The sequence below is a fragment of the Gilvimarinus agarilyticus genome, assembly GCF_000832015.1.
Taxonomy (GTDB): Bacteria; Pseudomonadota; Gammaproteobacteria; order Pseudomonadales; family Cellvibrionaceae; genus Gilvimarinus; species Gilvimarinus agarilyticus.
Map to the genome: position 1 here is coordinate 1,220,320 of NZ_JXCJ01000001.1, position 16,049 is coordinate 1,236,368.

At 52.8% G+C, this 16,049-nt stretch carries 12 protein-coding genes; 9 read left to right on the forward strand and 3 right to left on the reverse strand.

Annotated features, from left to right (window positions below; translation table 11 throughout):
- The first annotated feature begins 14 nt into the window (after positions 1-14).
- The 6 genes from rpmJ (at position 15) to rplQ (ending at position 3,325) form a co-directional block, all read left to right on the forward strand.
- Entirely contained in the window at positions 15-131 is a 117-nt protein-coding gene (gene rpmJ / locus SD69_RS18400) for a 50S ribosomal protein L36 (protein WP_020210089.1), read from the forward strand.
- 264 nt (positions 132-395) lie between these two features.
- Complete coding sequence (gene rpsM / locus SD69_RS05330) at positions 396-752, forward strand: 30S ribosomal protein S13 (RefSeq protein WP_041522391.1); 357 nt, start codon at positions 396-398, stop codon at positions 750-752.
- 57 nt (positions 753-809) lie between these two features.
- Entirely contained in the window at positions 810-1,205 is a 396-nt protein-coding gene (gene rpsK, locus SD69_RS05335; RefSeq protein ID WP_041522392.1) for a 30S ribosomal protein S11, read from the forward strand.
- A gap of 12 nt (positions 1,206-1,217) precedes the next feature.
- Positions 1,218-1,838, forward strand: a complete 621-nt coding sequence (rpsD, locus tag SD69_RS05340; RefSeq protein ID WP_041522393.1) for a 30S ribosomal protein S4 — start codon at positions 1,218-1,220, stop codon at positions 1,836-1,838.
- Between the two features lie 26 nt (positions 1,839-1,864).
- A complete protein-coding gene (locus SD69_RS05345; RefSeq protein WP_041522394.1) occupies positions 1,865-2,854 on the forward strand; it encodes a DNA-directed RNA polymerase subunit alpha in 990 nt (329 codons plus the stop codon).
- A gap of 75 nt (positions 2,855-2,929) precedes the next feature.
- On the forward strand, positions 2,930-3,325 hold the full coding sequence (gene rplQ / locus SD69_RS05350) for a 50S ribosomal protein L17 (protein WP_041522395.1): 396 nt from the start codon (positions 2,930-2,932) through the stop codon (positions 3,323-3,325).
- Between the two features lie 117 nt (positions 3,326-3,442).
- Here the strand turns inward: rplQ and SD69_RS05355 are convergent, their stop codons facing one another.
- The 3 genes from SD69_RS05355 to uvrA all read right to left on the reverse strand — a co-directional run bounded on the left by SD69_RS05355 (position 3,443) and on the right by uvrA (position 9,971).
- A complete protein-coding gene (locus SD69_RS05355; protein WP_041524464.1) occupies positions 3,443-4,417 on the reverse strand; it encodes a glutathione S-transferase family protein in 975 nt (324 codons plus the stop codon).
- A 181-nt stretch (positions 4,418-4,598) separates the two neighbouring features.
- Positions 4,599-6,827, reverse strand: a complete 2,229-nt coding sequence (locus SD69_RS05360) for an NADP-dependent isocitrate dehydrogenase (RefSeq protein WP_041522396.1) — start codon at positions 6,825-6,827, stop codon at positions 4,599-4,601.
- Positions 6,828-7,115: 288 nt separating this feature from the next.
- Positions 7,116-9,971: an excinuclease ABC subunit UvrA gene (gene uvrA / locus SD69_RS05365; RefSeq protein WP_041522397.1), complete on the reverse strand. Its 2,856-nt coding sequence runs from the start codon at positions 9,969-9,971 to the stop codon at positions 7,116-7,118.
- A 173-nt stretch (positions 9,972-10,144) separates the two neighbouring features.
- On the opposite strand from uvrA, the gene SD69_RS05370 reads away from it, so the two are divergent.
- The 3 genes from SD69_RS05370 to SD69_RS17990 all read left to right on the forward strand — a co-directional run.
- Complete coding sequence (locus SD69_RS05370; protein ID WP_041522398.1) at positions 10,145-11,512, forward strand: MFS transporter; 1,368 nt, start codon at positions 10,145-10,147, stop codon at positions 11,510-11,512.
- Between the two features lie 99 nt (positions 11,513-11,611).
- Positions 11,612-12,169 carry a single-stranded DNA-binding protein gene (gene ssb / locus SD69_RS05375; protein WP_041522399.1) on the forward strand — a complete coding sequence of 186 codons (558 nt, stop codon included), beginning with the start codon at positions 11,612-11,614 and terminating at the stop codon, positions 12,167-12,169.
- Positions 12,170-12,369: 200 nt separating this feature from the next.
- Positions 12,370-16,049 (forward strand): DUF6531 domain-containing protein (locus tag SD69_RS17990; protein WP_084591491.1); only part of this gene is annotated, 3,680 nt, incomplete at its 3' end.

Consider the following 16,049-nt stretch of genomic DNA (forward strand, 5'->3'; position numbering starts at 1 on the left):
TTAAGGGTAGGATCATGAAAGTTCGTGCTTCTGTTAAAAAGATTTGCCGCAACTGCAAAATGGTACGTCGTAACGGTGTTTTGCGAGTAATTTGCAACGCCGAGCCACGCCACAAGCAGCGTCAAGGCTAAGCAAGACAATCCGGCAGCCTCTGGTTGCCGATTGGCCAGAAAAGGTGGCATACTATGCCGCCTTTTCTGTCAGCTGAAACACTAAAGGTTTATCTCGGCTGGCTTGCACAATAGGGGGCGTTGACTGTCGTCTGGTGAGAAATCGCCAGGCTATTGCTTTTTTGTGTTTTTACCGCTATCCTTGCGCGCCTTTTTACCATGGTGCGTCGGGGTGGTGTAATTTCACGTCAACGCTGCAATTTTAGAGTTACTGGAGTAATTTGAATGGCCCGTATTGCTGGTGTAAACATACCAGACCATAAACACGCGGTTATATCCCTGACTTATATCTATGGGGTAGGCCGGACCACTGCCAAGCAGATTTGTGCTGCTACAGGCATTGCGGAAGATACCAAAATTGGCTCACTGAGCGAAGAACAGGTAGACCAAATCCGTAATGAGTTGGGCAAGTTCACCGTAGAAGGTGACCTGCGTCGTGTTGTGTCTATGAACATTAAACGTCTGATGGATTTGGGATGCTACCGTGGCTTGCGCCACCGTCGTAGTCTGCCGCTCCGTGGTCAGCGTACTAAGACTAACGCACGTACCCGCAAAGGTCCGCGTAAGCCAATTAAGCGTTAATTCGCTGGTTTTCGCTCACATTCAAGTACGGTAACAACAGTTAGGAAGAGAATTGCTATGGCCAAGCCAGGTAATAAAGCTACGACCAAAAAGAAGGTCAAAAAGCAGGTTGCGGATGGTGTTGCACACATCCATGCCTCTTTTAACAACACGATCGTTACGATCACCGACCGCCAGGGTAATACCCTGACTTGGGCAACTTCAGGTGGCTCAGGTTTCCGCGGTTCACGTAAAAGCACCCCGTTCGCCGCTCAGGTAGCAGCAGAGCGTGCTGGTGAAGCCGCTAAAGAGTACGGCTTGAAGAACCTTGACGTGGAAGTAAAAGGCCCAGGGCCCGGCCGCGAGTCTGCCGTGCGCGCCCTGAATAACGTTGGTTATAAAATTACCAACATCACAGACGTGACGCCGATACCACACAATGGCTGTCGTCCGCCGAAAAAACGTCGAGTGTAAGGGGGCAAACTAATGGCACGTTATATTGGACCAACTTGTAAACTGTCCCGTCGCGAAGGTACTGACCTCTTTCTGAAGAGTGGTGCACGCGCGCTGGATTCAAAGTGTAAACTGGAAACCGCTCCTGGCCAGCATGGTCAGCGTCGCGGACGCCTGTCTGATTACGGCATCCAGTTGCGCGAGAAACAAAAAGTACGTCGCACCTATGGCGTTCTGGAAAAGCAGTTCCGTGGCTACTACAAAGAAGCCGCTCGTCGCAAAGGCGCGACTGGTGAGAACCTGCTGAAATTGCTGGAATGTCGCTTGGATAACGTGGTTTACCGCATGGGCTTTGGCGCAACTCGCGCAGAAGCGCGTCAGCTGGTATCTCACAAAGGCATTACCGTTAACGGCCAAACCGTTAACATCGCTTCTTTTCAGGTAGCGGAAGGTGATGTCGTTGCGGTTCGCGAAAAGGCTAAAAACCAGCTGCGCATCCAGAACGCTTTGACCTTGTCGGGTCAGCGCGCTGATGTTGAGTGGGTTGAAGTTAACGCTGACAAGAAGGAAGGCACCTATAAGCGCGTTCCTGATCGCAGCGACTTGCCGGCTGAGATCAACGAAAACCTTATCGTAGAGCTTTACTCCAAGTAAGGGATTAACCGTTAACAGGTGTGGCTATGCAGACTGCAGTAAACGAATTTTTGACTCCGCGTCATATCGACGTTACCGAAAACAGCCCAACTCACGCTCGAGTTGTGCTGGAACCGCTGGAGCGTGGTTTTGGACATACTTTGGGCAATGCGTTGCGTCGTATTTTGCTTTCATCAATGGCCGGTTGTGCTGTTACTGAAGTAGAAATCGATGGTGTGTTGCACGAGTATAGTGATATCGAAGGGGTCCGTGAGGACGTCATCGAGATCCTGCTGAACCTCAAAGGCGTTGCCGTGGTAATGCACGGTAAAGATCAAGCCGTACTGACGCTGACCAAAAAAGGTCCGGGTGTTGTGACTGCGGGTGATATTCAGGTAGACCACGACATCGAGGTGAAAAACCCCGAGCACGTGATTGCCAATATCACTGGCGACACTACTTTGACCATGCGTTTGACGGTTGCCCGCGGCCGCGGTTATCAGCCTGCTGATGCTCGTCGCCAAGAAGAAGACGAAAGTCGTGCTATTGGCCGTCTCCAGTTGGATGCGTCTTATAGCCCCGTTCGTCGTGTTGCTTACAGCGTTGAAAGCGCTCGGGTTGAGCAGCGCACCGACCTGGATAAACTGATTTTGGATCTGGAAACCAACGGTACCATTGATCCTGAAGAAGCTATCCGTCGTGCCGCTACCATCCTGCAGCAGCAGTTGGCGGTGTTTGTTGATCTGGAAGGCGAAAAACTGTCACAACCGGAAGAAAAAGAAGAGGCGATTGACCCTGTTCTGTTGCGTCCGGTAGATGATTTAGAGCTGACCGTACGTTCGGCAAACTGCCTGAAAGCGGAAAATATCTACTACATCGGTGATCTGATTCAGCGCACAGAAGTTGAGCTGTTGAAGACCCCGAACCTGGGTAAAAAGTCTCTGACCGAGATTAAAGATGTATTGGCCTCTCGTGGCCTCTCGCTCGGTATGCGTTTAGAAAACTGGCCTCCGGCTAGCCTGCGCAACGAAGACTGATTAATAGACCGTCCCGCGTGTTGCGCGGGCTAACGCGATTGCTGTGAAGCAATCATAAGTGAAGGATTTAGCGTCATGCGTCATCGTCATAGTGGCCGTCAACTGAATCGTAACAGTTCACATCGCAAAGCCATGTTTCGCAATATGACCGCGTCACTGGTTGAGCACGAACTGATTAAGACTACCTTGCCTAAGGCCAAAGAGCTGCGTCGTTTTGCCGAGCCTTTGATTACCTTAGCTAAGACAGACAGCGTTGCAAATCGCCGTTTGGCATTTGCCCGTCTGCGCAACCCTAAAGCTGTTGGTAAGCTGTTCGCCGAGCTGGGTCCACGTTATGAGAGTCGTCCAGGTGGTTACCTGCGCATTCTTAAGTGTGGCCTGCGTACTGGTGACAAAGCAACCATGGCTTACGTTGAGCTGATGGATCGCCCTGTTACAGGTGCAGTTGAAGAAGCGGTCGAAGCCGAGTAAACACTGGCTTTATCGTTAAACGCAAAAAAGCCGGCTTGCCGGCTTTTTTGCGTTTTTGTGTCTGTAGGGTTGCCTCAATAGTCGGCGCAATAAATAGTGCCATGTTTTCCTGCTAGATCACTTATTGCGGCCATGGGGTTGGTTGAGGTCGAGCGCTGGCCCCTGCGGCACAATAGCCGTTGGGTTTATCATGGTGTGGCTGCGGTAATAGTGGCCCTTGATGTGCTCAAAATTTACCGTTTCGGCCACTCCCGGCCACTGGTAAAGCTCGCGGGTAAAGCCCCAAAGGTTGGGGTAGTCGACAATGCGTTTTAAGTTGCATTTAAAATGTCCGTGATACACGGCATCAAAGCGTATTAGCGTGGTAAACAGTCGCCAGTCGGCCTCGGTTATTTGATCTCCGGCTAAATAGCGCTCTTTACTTAAACGCTCCTCTAGCTCGTCCAGCGTGTCAAATAGCGTTGTTACCGCTTCATTGTAAGCCTCTTGCTCTGTCGCAAAACCGGCTTTGTACACACCGTTATTGACGTTGTGGTACACCGCATTATTGATGTCATCGATGCGGCTTTGTAGCGCTTGTGGGTAATAATCACCTTCGATTGCACCGAGCGGATCAAACGCCGAATTTAATATCCGAATGATGTCCGCTGACTCATTATTAACGATGCAATTGCGCTGTTTATCCCACAGTACCGGCACGGTAACCCGGCCGCTATAGGTAGGGTTGTCTCGCGTATATAGCTCGTGTAAAAAGCCCGAATTGTAAAGTCTGTCACCTGTCACGTCGCTGCCTGGAGCGAAGGTCCAGCCGTTTTCGCGCATCAGTGGGTTAACCACCGACACCTCAATCATATCCTCAAGGCCCTTGAGAGTCCGCATAATTAAACTGCGGTGAGCCCAGGGGCAGGCGAGCGACACATACAGATGATAGCGTCCGGCTTCGGCTTTAAACCCTGAGTCGCCAGTGGGGCCGGCGCTGCCGTCTGGTGTAATCCAGTGACGATACTGTGATTCGCTGCGGACAAACTTACCGCCTGACGCTTTTGTGTCGTACCACTGGTCGTGCCATTGTCCGTCGATCAGTAAGCCCATAAAACCTCCATTACCTCGCCACATGGGGCGCTTAATATGCTTTAAGTCGGTATAGGTTAGCGCGTGGTAGGTTTGAAAAACACCGGTCAAGTGCTCGGCTAATGATTGAATAAATCGATAGAAGTGCGCATACAAAAAAGGCGGCCCATGTGGGCCGCCTTTTTATACCAGATACGCTAGATTACAGGGCGTTGATAATCTGGTTGAGAGTGCCGCTGGCACGCATTGCGGCGGCGGTTTTAACGTCATCGGTCTGGTAGTAGCCACCGATGTCTACAGGCTTGCCCTGAGCGTCGTTTAGCTCACCGATAATAGCTTGCTCGTTGGCGGCCATCTCGTTGGCGACTTTGCTAAAACGTGCTTGCAGGTCGGCGTCGTCGGTTTGTGCAGCCAGAGCCTCGGCCCAGTAGAGCGCCAGATAAAAGTGACTGCCACGGTTGTCGATTTCGCCCACTTTGCGCGACGGAGACTTGTTGTTGTCGAGGAACTTGCCAGTGGCTTTATCCAGCGCATCCCCCAGGACTTTGGCTTTCGGGTTGTTATTAACCTGACCAAAGTGTTCCAGTGATGCAGCCAGAGCCAAAAACTCACCCAGTGAGTCCCAGCGTAGGTGACCTTCTTCGGTGAACTGGTCGACGTGCTTAGGAGCAGAGCCACCGGCGCCGGTTTCAAACAAGCCGCCGCCGTTCATCAGAGGCACAATAGACAGCATCTTGGCGCTGGTGCCCAGCTCCAGGATGGGGAACAAGTCGGTGAGGTAATCGCGCAATACATTGCCGGTGACCGAGATGGTGTCTTCACCGTCTTTGGCGCGTTGCAGCGTTACGCGAGTCGCCTCTACCGGTGCCAGGATACGGATGTCCAGACCTTCGGTGTCGTGCTCGGGCAGGTAAGCGTTAACCTTTTTAATCAGCTCGGCGTCGTGGGCGCGGTTTTCGTCCAGCCAGAAAATCGCAGGGCTGCCAGTTGCGCGGGCACGGTTCACGGCTAGCTTGACCCAGTCTTTGATCGGCGCGTCTTTTACCTGGCAAGCGCGGAACAGGTCGCCTTCTTCTACCGGTTGCTCGAGCAGTGTGTTGCCGTCCGCGTCGATAACGCGCACGGTGCCGCTGCCGGACATCTCAAAGGTTTTGTCGTGCGAGCCGTACTCTTCGGCTTTTTGCGCCATCAGGCCAACGTTGGGCACGCTGCCCATGGTGGTTGGGTCAAAGGCACCGTTCTCTTTGCAAAATTCGATGGTTTCGGCGTAAACACCCGCGTAACAGCGGTCTGGAATAGTGTACTTGGTATCCTGCAGGTTGCCCGCCGGTCCCCACATCTTGCCTGACGAGCGAATCGCCGCCGGCATAGAGGCGTCGATGATGACGTCGTTAGGTACGTGCAGGTTGGTGATACCCTTGTCTGAGTTCACCATGGCCATTTCCGGGCCTGCGGCGTAAGCGGCTTTGATGTCGGCCTCTATAGCTTCGCGTTTCTCGGCAGGCAGCTTTTGGATGTTTGCCAGCACGTCGGCGAAACCATAAGTGGGGTCTACCCCCAATTCTTTGAATTCGGCGCTGTATTTTTCGAATAAATCTTTAAAGAAAACGCTGACAGCGTGGCCAAAGATGATGGGGTCCGAGACCTTCATCATGGTGGCTTTCATGTGCAGTGAGAACAGCACGCCTTGCTCTTTGGCATCGGCTATGGCTTCTGCCAGGAACGAGCGCAGCGAGCTCGCGCTCATTACCGCAGCGTCGACAATCTCACCCGCTTGTAGGGCCAGGCCATCTTTTAATACTTGCTTGCTGCCATCGGCTTTTTCAAACTCGATTTTGGCTGTAGTGGCGGCGGGCAGGGTGACTGACTTTTCACTGCCAAAGAAATCGCCTTCGCTCATGTGCGATACATGAGACTTAGAATCTTTAGACCAGGCGCCCATAGAGTGCGGGTTTTTGCGCGCGTAGGCTTTTACAGACGGTGGTGCACGGCGGTCTGAGTTACCCTCACGCAGTACCGGGTTTACCGCGCTGCCTTTGATTTTGTCGTAGCGGCCGGCGATGTCTTTTTCTTCATCGGTGCTGGGCTCGGCGGGGTAGTTAGGTAGAGCATAGCCTTTATCTTGCAACTCTTTAATGGCTTCTTTTAGCTGCGGGATGGAGGCGCTGATATTGGGAAGCTTGATGATGTTGGCCTGTGGTGTTTTGGCCAACTCGCCCAGCTCGGCCAGTGCGTCGCCCTGGCGCTGATCTTCTGTTAGGTACTCGGGGAAGGCGGCGATAATACGGCCTGCCAAAGAGATGTCTTTTAACTCTACACCCACGCCAGAGACTTGGGTAAATGCCTCAATAATAGGCAGCAAAGACTGTGTAGCAAGCGCAGGGGCTTCGTCGGTCTTGGTGTAGATGATTTTGGAGTCTGATGTAGCCATTCTTTTACCTATGGTTTTAAGAGGGTATCTTCAGAGGCCGGGCGGGTACTGCTTGCAAACGGGGGCGGCTGAAAGGTCAGCCAGGTACGGATAAGTGCCTTCCCGTGCAAGTGCCACCAACCCTTTATCGGCAGCTTTTGGCCACCAATCAATTCGGCACACAAGCCTCTGCATTGGAGGAGGCGGCATTATACCAGCTCGAACCATTCTGGAGTAGAGTGCGCCGGCTTAAGTGCCAGCGCAGCGTTAGCGGCAGCGGTGGTCGCTGTTGCTGCCCTTGTTGGGTATTTACGTGTTGCGCGCTTCTGCCCGGTCGCGGGCGATTTGTAGCATGGGGGCCAAAAACTGACCGGTGTAAGATTTCTTAACCTTGGTAATATCTTCAGGCGTACCAGAGGCTATTATCTGGCCGCCACCGCTGCCGCCCTCGGGGCCCAGGTCGATAACCCAGTCGGCGGTTTTCACCACATCCAGGTTGTGCTCAATTACCACCACGGTATTGCCGTGGTCGCGCAGTCGCTGAAGTACCGTCAGTAGCAGCTGAATGTCGGCAAAGTGTAATCCCGTGGTAGGTTCGTCGAGGATATAAAGGGTTTTGCCGGTATCGCGCTTGGATAGCTCCTTGGCCAGTTTAACCCGCTGCGCCTCACCGCCTGAGAGGGTGGTGGCCGCCTGCCCTAAACGAATGTACGACAGCCCTACGTCCATAAGCGTTTGTAGCTTTTTGGCGATGGCCGGGATGGCGTCAAAGAACTCGCGGGCGTCCTCGACAGTTAGGTCGAGGACCTCGTGGATGTTTTTGCCTTTGTATTTCACCTCGAGGGTTTCGCGGTTATAGCGCTTACCTTTGCAAATATCGCAGGGCACAAACACATCGGGTAAAAAGTGCATTTCAACTTTGGTGACGCCATCGCCCTGGCAGGCTTCACAGCGACCGCCTTTGACGTTAAAGCTAAAACGCCCGGCTTTGTAGCCGCGTGAGCGGGCTTCGGGGGTGCCGGCAAACAGCTCGCGCGCGGGAGTAAAAATACCGGTGTAGGTGGCGGGGTTAGAGCGAGGCGTGCGGCCGATAGGGCTTTGATCGATATCGACGCATTTATCAAAAAGCGCCATACCCTCAATGCGGTCATACGGGGCTGGCTTTAGGGTAGTTGCGCCATTCAGCTCGGTGGCGGCTACCGGGTGCAGCGTGGCGTTAATCAACGTGGACTTGCCCGAACCGGACACCCCGGTAACGCAAGTCATCAGGCCAACGGGTAGCTCGAGGTTCACGTTTTTTAAGTTGTTGCCGCGTGCGCCAAACAGCTTGAGCATTTGTGTGGGGTCGACGGGGGTGCGCTTGGCCGGTATCGCGATTTCCTTCGCGCCGCTTAGGTATTGCCCGGTCAGAGATTTCTCGCTGGCCATAATGTCGTCGACCGTGCCCTCGGCGATCACTTCGCCACCGTGCACGCCGGCGCCGGGGCCAATATCAATGACATGGTCGGCCAGGCGAATGGCGTCTTCGTCGTGCTCGACCACAATGACGGTATTGCCCAGGTCCCGCAGATGGGTCAAGGTGGCTAGGAGGCGCTCGTTGTCGCGCTGGTGCAAACCAATCGAGGGCTCATCCAGAATATACATAACCCCTACCAGCCCGGCGCCAATCTGGCTGGCCAGCCGAATGCGCTGCGCCTCGCCGCCCGATAAGGTGTCGGCGCTGCGGTTAAGGGTGAGGTAGTTAAGGCCCACGTCCACCAAAAAGCTAAACCGCTCACGCAACTCTTTTAAGATTTTATCGGCAATGCCCGCGCGCGAGCCGGTAAACGCAAGGTTGCTAAAGTATTGGTGCGCTTCACCCACGGGCAGCTCGGTAATCTGCGGCAGGGTGCGTTCGTCGACAAATACATTGCGTGCCTCTAACCGCAAGCGTGCGCCTTTGCACGAGGGGCAGGGCTGGGTCGAGAGAAATTTGGCCAGCTCCTCGCGCACCGATGACGATTCGGTATCGCGGTAGCGCCGCTCCAGGTTTGGCACCACGCCTTCAAAGGTGTGGGTGCGCTGGATGACATCCCCGCGCTCGTTGACATAATTAAAGGCAATCACCTCGTCGCCCGAACCGTCAAGCACCGCGCGCTGGTGCTCCTTATCGAGGTCTTGCCAGGGGGTGTCCACTTCGAAGCCGTAGTGTTTGGCGATGGAGGTGAGCATGTGAAAATAGTAAATGTTGCGTTTGTCCCAACCGCGAATAGCACCCTGTGCCAGCGATGCCTCGGGAAACAGCACAACTTTGCTCTCGTCAAAAAACTGCTTAATGCCCAGGCCGTCACAGGTGGGGCAGGCGCCGGCGGGGTTATTAAACGAAAATAGCCGTGGCTCCAGCTCGCTCAAACTGTAGTCACACACCGGGCAGGCGTGTTTCGCCGAGAAAATTCGGTCGGGCTGTTCGCCGTCCATATCGCTGATGCCGGCCAGCCCCTCGGACAAATTAAGCGCCGTTTCAAACGATTCAGCGAGGCGTACTTGCAAATCCTCGCGCACTTTAAAGCGGTCTACCACTACGTCGATAGAGTGCTTCTTCTTTTTATCGAGTTTGGGCGCGTCGTCCAGGTCGACCAATAGGCCGTCGATACGGGCGCGGATAAACCCTTCTCGTTTTAGGTGCTCCAGCGTATGTAGGTGCTCACCTTTACGGTCGCGCACGATGGGCGCCAGCAACATCAGTTTGCTTCCTTCGGGCAGGGCCAGCACGGTATCGACCATCTCACTCACGGTTTGTGCTGCCAGTGGTTGCCCGTGCACCGGGCAGCGCGGCTCGCCCACCCGGGCAAACAACAGGCGCAAGTAATCGTAGATCTCGGTGATCGTCCCTACGGTGGAGCGCGGGTTATGGGAGGTAGATTTTTGCTCGATGGAGATCGCCGGGCTCAAACCCTCCACGTGATCCACATCGGGCTTTTCCATCATCGACAAAAACTGCCGGGCATAGGTAGACAGAGATTCGACGTAGCGCCGTTGGCCCTCGGCGTACAAGGTATCAAACGCCAGTGATGACTTGCCCGAGCCCGACAGGCCAGTAACCACTACCAGTTTATCGCGGGGTATATCCAGATCGATATTTTTAAGGTTGTGGGTGCGCGCGCCGCGAACGTAAATCGTATCCAATCTATATCACCTGTTGGGGCTCAAGTTGCCCCTTTGCCTAAAAACTCACCATTATACGTTATTTGGCACGGCTAATCGGCCCCGGCGGACGATAAAGCTCTGCGACGGATTGGCAAACGCGTTTTGCTTCGCGCTGTGGTAAAATTCGCCGCTTTTACCAAGCAGGATTTCTTGTGTCCGAGCCTACCGCCTCTTTTGAGCGCCGCGTTGTGATGGCGCTGTCTTCACTTTATGCATTCCGTATGCTCGGTTTGTTTATGGTGCTGCCGGTGCTCACCTTGTACGGCGACGCCTACAGTGGCGCGACGCCGGCATTGCTGGGGCTGGCGTTGGGTGCCTACGGTTTTAGTCAGGCGCTGCTGCAAATCCCCTTTGGCATGTTGTCTGACCGTATCGGCCGCAAGCCCGTTATTGTCGGTGGCCTGCTGATTTTTGTGCTGGGTAGCATCGTTGCCGCTCAGGCCGATACCGTGTACGAGTTGGTACTCGGGCGTATTTTGCAAGGTGGTGGCGCTATTGCCAGTGCGGTGATGGCCATGGTGACTGATTTAACCGCCGACGAAAACCGTACCAAAGCCATGGCCAGTATCGGTGCCTCGATTGGGGTGTCTTTTGCCTTGGCGTTAGTGATTGGCCCGGCGTTGGCGGGTATTGGCGGGTTAGGGCTTATTTTTTGGGTGACCGCCGCCCTCGGCTTGGTGGGTGTTTACATCATTATTTATCAGGTGCCGGCGGTTAGCCATGGGGCCAGCGCGGCGCGGCGGCGCGAGACTGGCGCGGTACCGGCACTGCTGGCTAAAACCCTGCGCAACCCCGAGCTGCTGCGCCTTGATATCGGCATTTTTGCCCTGCACTGCGTACTCACGGCAAGCTTTGTGGTGTTGCCCGGCGTATTGGCTGGTTCGTTGGGCGTAGCTCGCGCGCACCACTGGGTGATTTATTTACCGTTATTGGTGGGCTCGTTTATCGCCATGCTGCCCTTTATTATCATTGCCGAAAAACGCCGTAAAATGAAGCGTGTGTTTTTGGCGGCTATCGCGCTGTTGACGGGTGCTTTGCTGTGGCTGGTAGTCACGCCGCAAACACTGCTGTGGTGGCTGCCGGGGTTATTTGCCTTTTTTATGGCCTTTAATCTGCTAGAGGCAACGCTGCCGTCGCTGGTGAGCAAGCTGGCCCCGGCAGGTTCCAAAGGCACCGCCACGGGCATTTACTCCACTGCACAGTTTTTAGGTGCCTTTACCGGCGGGGTGGCCGGCGGGGCTCTACTGCAGTGGCAGAGTGCGCAGTTTGTGTTGGCGGCAGGCGCGGCGCTGGTCGCCCTGTGGTGGCTTATCGCTCGCCCAATGACGCCGCCGCGTTATTTGGCCAGCATGCTGCTGCCGCTTAACGGCTGCGACCCGGCCAAAGTTAGCGATACGCTCACGCAAATCGACGGTGTGGCTGAGGTTGTGGTCGTGCCCGACGAATCAATGGTTTATCTAAAAGTCGACGCTCAGAAAGTGGAGCGCGAACAAATACTGGCCGCTATGGCCAGCCAATAAGCTCGCTGGTGCTGATGCGCCAGACGTGACAAACTAGCGGATTACTGCGCCCGATGCGCGCAGACCGTAATAAGCAGAGATAAGTGCGAGGAGGCAACTATGGCATCGCGTGGCGTCAACAAAGTAATTCTGGTCGGTAACCTGGGGCAAGACCCAGAAACCAAATACATGCCATCGGGCGGGGCCGTGACCAACATCAGTGTGGCCACCTCCGAGCAGTGGAAAGACAAACAAACCGGTCAGCCGCAAGAGCGCACCGAGTGGCACCGCGTGGTATTTTTTAACCGCATCGCCGAAATCGCCGGTGAGTACCTGCGCAAGGGCTCAAAGGTTTACATCGAGGGCTCGCTGCGTACCCGCAAATGGCAGGGGCAAGACGGCCAGGATCGCTACACCACCGAAATCGTTGCCAATGAGATGCAAATGCTAGATAGCCGCGGTGGGGACGGTGGCAACAACTACGGCCAGGATAACTACAATCAAAACCAAAATTACGGTGGCGGGCAAAACTTTGGCGGCAACCAGCCGCAGGGGCAACCACAACCACAGGGGCAGCCGCAGCAAGCGCCGCGTCAGGCTCCGCCGCAACAACAACCCCAGCAGCCACAACAACCGGCCGGCGGGTTTGATAGTTTTGATGATGATATTCCGTTCTAGCGGGGAGTTAATGTAAAGTACCGAGAAAGGCTGCGCTTGGATGTGGCCTTTTTTTGTGGGGCTACAGTTCCCCTGTTGGGCATGCTTTGGGAGGGTATCTTGCGAGTGAACGAATATAAGCTTGTTGTTTGTGCTTTAATAAAAACGTAAGTAATATGCCGTACAGTTATGTATTTTGAGATAATACCAAGGATGGTTTTATGCCGCGCGAGCTCCCTGCCTCTTTACCCCTCCAAAAAACTTTGACTCTTGAGTGTAAAATGTTGTTATTTAGCATTTTACTTTGTATGCCGTTTGCTGATGCGAATGCACTAGGCCCATGTTTGGCGGCGAATGGGTGCTTGGAAAATATGACGGATTCTTGGTGGGCAGACGGTAATCATTACCCAGTAGAGAAGAGAAATAGAGTTGAATTTTTAAGTTTAGACGAAGCATTGAATGATTTATGTGTGGAGATAAAAGAGTGGGAAGCTTTAGCCAATGAAAGCGCCTGTGTTAATTATTCAGTGACATGTCCGAGTGACGGTATAGATATAACCGCAAGATCTAAAGGGTACGATTACCCTATAAACTCTGTTCAAACTTGCCGTAACCCTGAAGTTAAGGGGACTAGTTATGGTGTTGCAATGACGACAAAGCATAGCCGATGCAAAACGCCGCCTCATTTATATGGTGAGGAGGGTAATATACGTGATTCAGTTATGGAGCAATGCTGGGCGTGTAGCGCAAGTTTAAGGGGGCAGAAGAGGGCAAGTTTTGGCCGCTGGGCGCCGAGTGGAGAGAAAGTTGATTCTAGCTATTCCCACGTCACCATGTTTAGTCCGGATGCCTGCCCCACAGAAAGAGAGGCAACTGACTGTGAAAAAAGTAGTAAGGTTGTAGAAGGGAATCCTATCTCGTGTGACAGCGGTGCAAAAATAGAAGTTGATACTGACTATAGGGCGCAAGGTGGCGACAGTCTAAGTTTTTCCCGCAACTATACCTCTCAACCTGATATAAGCGAAGCAGGATTTGGCTGGAGTAGCAGTCATGATGTTACATTCAAACTAATCCAAGATGAAAGTTACAGTCGGGTTGCTGAAGTGGGGAATAGTAAGTTTCGCTATTTGTATGTTGGTGCTGGGGGTGCTACAAAATTAACCTCAAGCACCAATGCGCATGGTTTTATTAGCTTAGTCAATGGTGCTTGGACTTGGACTACGGCTGATGGCGGGAAGGTGGTGTTTGGTGCTGGCGGTAAAGCAGTGCAAAAGCAAAGCAAAGGCGGTGTTGTTAATCATTATGTGTGGCAGGAAATTGTCGGAGTAGGTTATGTTTTAGAGAGTATTACTAGTGAAACCGGTAGGCAGTTACATTTTACTCATAATGCATTGGGGCAAATGCAAACCCTGACTGACCCGGCAGGCAATGTGACGAGCTATGAATATGATGCGAATGGAAATTTAGTCAAGGTTGTTTACCCCGATGATACACCGGCTACATTGGCAGACAATCCGTTCAAAATTTATCACTATGAAGATCCACGTTTTATTCATGCCCTCACGGGTAAAACCGATGAAAATGGCGATCGTCACTCAACTTACGCTTACGATGAGCATGGTAAAGGCATACTAACCACGCTTGCAAATAATGCAAATAAAGTTACTTTGACTTATCCGGAGCATGGCGTCACTGAAGTAGAGCGTCACGTGAGTGAAACCGATTCGCATAAGCTCATTTATCATATCAGTAGGTTTCATGGTGCGAGTAAAGTTACGCAACTGGAGAGTCAGTCTTGTGCTGGTTGTGCCGTAACAGAAGAGTTTTATAAATACGACTTCTATGGCCGGCTACAAAAAATAATTCATAAAGATTCTACAGAAACAATTATTAAGCAAGACAATAATTTTCGTGAAACTCGCCGTACAGAAGCTGTGGGAACCACCGATGAGCGTGTAATTACGCGCGGTTGGAATACCACTTGGAATACGCCTTCTTTCATAAACAATAATGGTAAGAAAACCTCTTATGGTTATGATGCAGAGGGCCGGTTATCTGTTCGGGTGGATGCGGGAGCTTATACTCGCTACACGTATACTGCTGGTAATTTAACTCGTATAGATGGGCCGCTATCTAGCCCTGCCGACCATACCAATTTTACCTATGATGCACAGCGTAATATGGAAAGCCGCACCAACGCCTTGGGTCATTTCACGCTTTTCAGTAACTACGATGCCAATGGCCGTGTGGGAACAATTGTTGATTCAAATGGCTTGACCACCACCTACAGCTACACACCTAGAGGCTGGCTTGAGGCCATGAGTGTAAATGGTAGAGTAACTACCTTCACTTACGACAAAGTGGGTCAACTTAAGCTGGTACAATCACCTTCAGGCTCTGTTATGGGCTATGAATATGATGCTGCACATCGCTTAATCGCCATTACTGATGGCGAAGGTAATCGCTTGGAATACACGTTGGACTTTCGTGGTAATCGGAAACAAGAAGTTATTAAAAATGCTTCCGATACTGTTGTTAAGCAAAAAAAACAACGCTTTAATGCCTTGAGCCAGTTGGTCGAGGTGATTAATGGCTCCAATCAATCGGCCATTCATTATCAGTACGATATAGGGGGGCAAATCATTGAGGAAAGTTCAATCACTGGAGATGGCCCGCGCTCTACGCTGCAGCAGTACGATGCGCTGGGCCGTGTAAGTCAGACTGTGGACGCTCTAAATGGAGTAACCACCTTTGATTATAATGTTCATGACGCATTGGTCCGTGTAGAAGACACCCGAGGTATAGTCACTGATTACTCAGTCAATACCCGAGGCGAAGTAACCCAACTAACCAGCCCCGACACCGGCACCACCACCTACGAGTATGACGCGGCCGGTAACCGCACCGCTCAAGTGGACGCGCGCGGTGTGCGCACCGAGTACACCTACGATGCGCTTAATCGTTTAACTCAAGTGCATTACCCAAGTGACCCATCGTTAGACGTGATCTACACCTACGATCAGGGCACCAACGGTATTGGCCGCTTGACGCGACTTGACGACGCTACGGGTTACACCACGTACACCTACGATGCGTGGGGTAATGTCATTAGCCAAACCCAAGTGACCGATGGCAACACTTATACCGTGACGTACGGTTATAACCTTGATAACCAGCTTGAAAGCATTACCTACCCTTCCGGTCAGGTCGTGACCTACAGTTTTGATGACGTCGTTAACATCAGCGGTGTCAGCAGCACATCAGGCGGAGCGACGAGCAGTCTTGCCTCCGGCATTGGTTACTTGCCCTTTGGCCCCGCTGAGCAGTGGACGCTGGGTAATGGCTTAATCGTTAGCCGCGACTTTGACTTGGATTACCGCTTAACCGGTGTCACCACCACGCCAGTGATCGACTACAGTTACGCCTACGATCCGGTGGGCAATATCATCGCGTGGGATAACCTACTGGATGCCAGCCGCTCACAAACCTTCGACTATGACGTGCTCGATCGCTTAACCGATGCCACTGGTGTTTACGGCGACTTTGATTACAGCTACGACCCTGTCGGCAATCGCCTGAGTAAAACTAAAACCGCTGGCAGTGCCAACAGCACGGATACTTACTCCTACGACCCTACCAGCAATCGTTTAGCTGGCATTACCGGTGGCACGACAGAGTCTATCGGTTATGACGCGGTGGGTAATATTGTCAGCCGTGGCTCCGACACTTTTACCTACAATGTCCGCAACCGCATGGTGCAAGTCAATCGCAATGGCAGCGTGGTGGCCCAATACCAGCACAACGGCAAAGGCGAACGCGTTATCAAAACGGCCGGCGGTATTACCACCCACTTTGTTTATGACTTAATGGGTAATATCATCGTGGAGGCGAATGGTGCCGG